The sequence below is a fragment of the Hydrogenophaga sp. genome (assembly GCF_041633695.1).
Classification (GTDB): domain Bacteria; phylum Pseudomonadota; class Gammaproteobacteria; order Burkholderiales; family Burkholderiaceae_C; genus Hydrogenophaga.
Genome location: NZ_JBFJMY010000452.1, coordinates 1 through 3,329, shown reverse-complemented (window position 1 = coordinate 3,329; position 3,329 = coordinate 1). Strand labels below are relative to the sequence as shown.

The following is a 3,329-nucleotide window of genomic DNA, read 5'->3' as shown; positions in this document are numbered from 1 at the left end:
GTAAGCGGGCAGCAGTCGAAGTCGGCGCGGCCGTCAACCCTTGCGCGGGAGCGCAAACGGGTTCAACACCTTCACGCCAAAGCCCTTGAAGTCCGCAACGTTGCGCGTAACCACCGTGAGGTGGTGCACCTGCGCGGTCGCCGCGATCATGGCGTCTTCGTACAGGGTGCCCGATGTTCTGTGCATCAGCCGCGCCCACACACGAAGGATGGCGGCGTCCATGGGCAAAACGGCGTAGGACTGGGCCAGTTGCTCCAGCCATTGCTCCAGTTCAGCCGCTTTGGCGTCGTCTTGTTCGCGGGTGATTTCAATGCCGGCCTGGATTTCACCCAGGGTGACGGCCGACAGGTGCAGCTCAGCTTCTACCGCTTCTTGCACCCATTGCAATACCGCGCCGTGGGGTTTGGGTTTGCGCAGTTCCGAAACCACATTGGTATCCAGCAAATACATGGCGGCCGGGGTTTCTCAGCGCAATCAACGCAACACGGGGGGCGTGCGCCGCTTGGCTCGCCCGCGCATAGGAACCGCAAGCGTGTCGGTGCGGGCATCTGCGGACAGCAGCAGTTCTTTGAGCGATGGGCGCGCGGCCGCTTGCAGGCGCTGCCATTGTTCCAGCGGGACGAGCACGGCGGCTTCGGCGCCACGCCGGGTGACGATCTGCGGGCCTTCTTTCAGGCAGGTGTCGAGGAACTCGCTGAACCGGGCTTTTGCGTCTTGTACAGGCCATGTATGCATGCCACTCTCCTAGTCTGACCAGTTGGCTGACTAGTTTAGCGGGCTTCACACTTTTCTGCCAACCGGTCAGGGTTTCGCCCACACACGGTGCCCTGCTGGGGGCTCACTGGCGCGACTTGGCCGGTTGGTGCGGCACACCGAGCTGCACCGCCACGCCGCGTGAATGCGGCCGCAGCGGCGTTAGATCAGACCTGCTGGCACAGTGCGTCGGGGTTCACCCAGCGTGCGCCGGTGCGCGGCCATTCCACCAGTACGCCGCGCTGGGTTTGGGCCATCACGCGGCCGTCGACGCCATCGCCATCCACCACCAAGATTCCGCTGGCGCCGGTCAACTGGTTGACGCGCGCGCCGGCTGGAAACTGAGGGGTCTGGAACAGCGATTTCAAAAACTTCAACATGGTGTTTCTCCAACAGGAGACGCTAGAGCAGGGGTGCGGGCGAACCAGATAAAAGCCCAACGCTTTCTCAGTGCCCGATGTGAATACTAGGGTAAACCCTTGGTTGCCGCCACTTTATCTTTGGTATGGATACCATTCGACGCGGTGATGTATGGGGTCTGCGGCCCCTGCAGGCCAGCGGCTTAACATCGTGGCTCGCCTTGCCGCGTACCCGCATGACCGAGCCTCTCGCCCACCCTTTACCCCAAGCCAGCAATACCGATACGCCCTGGCGCGCCGATCTGCCGCGCTGGCGCCAGCTGGTGCCGGTGCGGTGGTTGCACGCGCTGCTGGTGGGACGGGCCGTGGCCGCCGCACCCGCTGGTGACTGGTGCCTGTTTGAAGTGGGCGAAGGCCCGTGGCGCCACGAACAAGCGCCCACCATTCCCGGCGCCTGCTGGCTGGATGTGCAGCTGTTTGAAAGCGGGCCGCTGTGGAACAAGGTGTCAGACGGCGTGCTGCTGCGGCAACTGGCGGCGCTGGACATTCGGCCCGACACCACCGTGGTGCTGGCGGGCCGCATGCTGGTGGCCAATGCGCGGGTGGCGCACCTGCTGCTGTACGCCGGTGTGCGCGACGTGCGCCTGCTCGACGGCGGCAGCGCCGCCTGGGAACAAGCCGGTTTGCCGCTGACGCAGAACGCACCAAAGGCCCCGGAGCCGGTTGCCAGCTTCGGACTGGACACGCCCGCCTGCCCGCATTTTCTGGTGGACACGGCGCAGGTGCGGGCCTTACAGCAGCGCCCCGATGCCACGCTGGTGAGCATCCGCACCTGGAGCGAGTTCGTGGGCCGCACCTCGGGCTACGACTACATTGCGGCACGCGGCGAGATCGCGGGCGCACGCTGGGGCCACGCGGGCTCAGAGGGCGACGTGAACGACATGAGCGCCTTCCACACCCCGGCGGGCGTGATGCTGGGCGCGGCAGAGATCACCGCGCTGTGGCACAGCCAGGGCATTGAAGCCGCAGGCACCGTGGTGTTTTATTGCGGCACCGGCTGGCGCGCATCGCTGGCGTTTTTCTACGCCTGGCTGATGGGCTGGGAGCATATAGCCGTGTACGACGGCGGCTGGATGGAGTGGAGCAGCGATGCGGCCAACCCCAGCACCAATCGGCAACTGCGGGTGGCGCAAACAGGGTTTGACACGGGGCCCCACGCCACTGCGTGACCGGGCGGCGACAGACCCCACCGCTCAGAGTCGGAAGCCAAGACAGGCGCTGAAAAAGCGCCACTTCACGCCGCCGTCAAAGCCCGAAAGATGGGGTGCCGCTTCCGTGCCGGATCGCCTTGCGTTCAAGCCCTGCGCCGCCGCAAGGAAGCCGCCGGCAGCTCGTTGAAACGCTCCCGGTACAGCTTGGCCAATCGGCCCAGATGGGCAAAACCCCATTCCATGGCGATGGACTGGACCGTGGCCCCGGGCGGCGCCAGCAGCAGCTCGGCACGCACGCCTTGCAGGCGTTGTTCCCGCAGCGCCTGCATCGGCGTGCAGCTGCGGTATTCGCGAAAAGCCTGGCTCAGCGAGCGCACACTCACACCGGCCACGGCGGCCAGTTCACTCAGCGTGGGCGCATGCTGGGCATGGTCGCGGATGTGGCGCTCGGCGGCCAGCACGTGGCGCGGCGCGAGGCGGTACTCTCTGTCGGCGCAGGGCTGGTCCAGCTGGGTTCGCCACTGCATGAGCAGGTGCACGCCGATCATTTCTTCCAGATGCTTGCCCAGTGGCCCCGTCTGCACGGCCTCGGGCATGTGGGTGATGCACCGGCAGACATAGGTCAACAGCGCGATCCAAGACGAGTCCGCGCCGCCGAGCCGGAAGCTGCGCTGCCACAGGCGCTCGTCGGCCCACTCGCCGAACCACCGCTGGTGCAGGCTGGCCAGCGCGTCGTGCTGAAAAGTCAGGTTCACCTGCAAGTGGTGGTTGTCAAAGTCCACCCAGTAGTGCGTGCGCGAGTTGTCCACCACGAAAGCATCGCCCACACCGGTATCGCTGAACGTGCGGGGCGCGCTCCAGTGCCGGGCCGAACCACGCAAGGTGGTCAGCACCATACCGGTTCCGGCATCGGGCGAAAAGTCCTTGATGTTGACGGGAATGCCGTACTTGAAACGGCTCAAGGTGAAGTGCCCGATGGACATGGCGTCGAGCACGGAGTCGGGCC

Annotated in this window: 5 protein-coding genes; 1 reads left to right on the top strand and 4 read right to left on the bottom strand. The window is 65.6% G+C overall.

The window, feature by feature from the left end; translation table 11 throughout:
• Window positions 1-33: 33 nt before the first annotated feature.
• The 3 genes from ABYB95_RS19945 to ABYB95_RS19935 form a co-directional block, all read right to left on the bottom strand.
• Window positions 34-450 carry a type II toxin-antitoxin system VapC family toxin gene (locus ABYB95_RS19945; protein ID WP_372660931.1) on the bottom strand — a complete coding sequence of 139 codons (417 nt, stop codon included), beginning with the start codon at window positions 448-450 and terminating at the stop codon, window positions 34-36.
• Window positions 451-474: 24 nt separating this feature from the next.
• Window positions 475-735 carry a type II toxin-antitoxin system Phd/YefM family antitoxin gene (locus ABYB95_RS19940; RefSeq protein ID WP_372660928.1) on the bottom strand — a complete coding sequence of 87 codons (261 nt, stop codon included), beginning with the start codon at window positions 733-735 and terminating at the stop codon, window positions 475-477.
• A gap of 185 nt (window positions 736-920) precedes the next feature.
• Window positions 921-1,133, bottom strand: coding sequence for a hypothetical protein (locus tag ABYB95_RS19935; RefSeq protein WP_372660925.1), 213 nt, complete (start codon window positions 1,131-1,133; stop codon window positions 921-923).
• Window positions 1,134-1,348: 215 nt separating this feature from the next.
• On the opposite strand from ABYB95_RS19935, the gene ABYB95_RS19930 reads away from it, so the two are divergent.
• Window positions 1,349-2,341: a sulfurtransferase gene (locus ABYB95_RS19930; protein WP_372660922.1), complete on the top strand. Its 993-nt coding sequence runs from the start codon at window positions 1,349-1,351 to the stop codon at window positions 2,339-2,341.
• Between the two features lie 125 nt (window positions 2,342-2,466).
• Here the strand turns inward: ABYB95_RS19930 and ABYB95_RS19925 are convergent.
• The coding region (locus ABYB95_RS19925; protein WP_372660919.1) for a helix-turn-helix domain-containing protein at window positions 2,467-3,329 on the bottom strand (863 nt) is incomplete at its 5' end.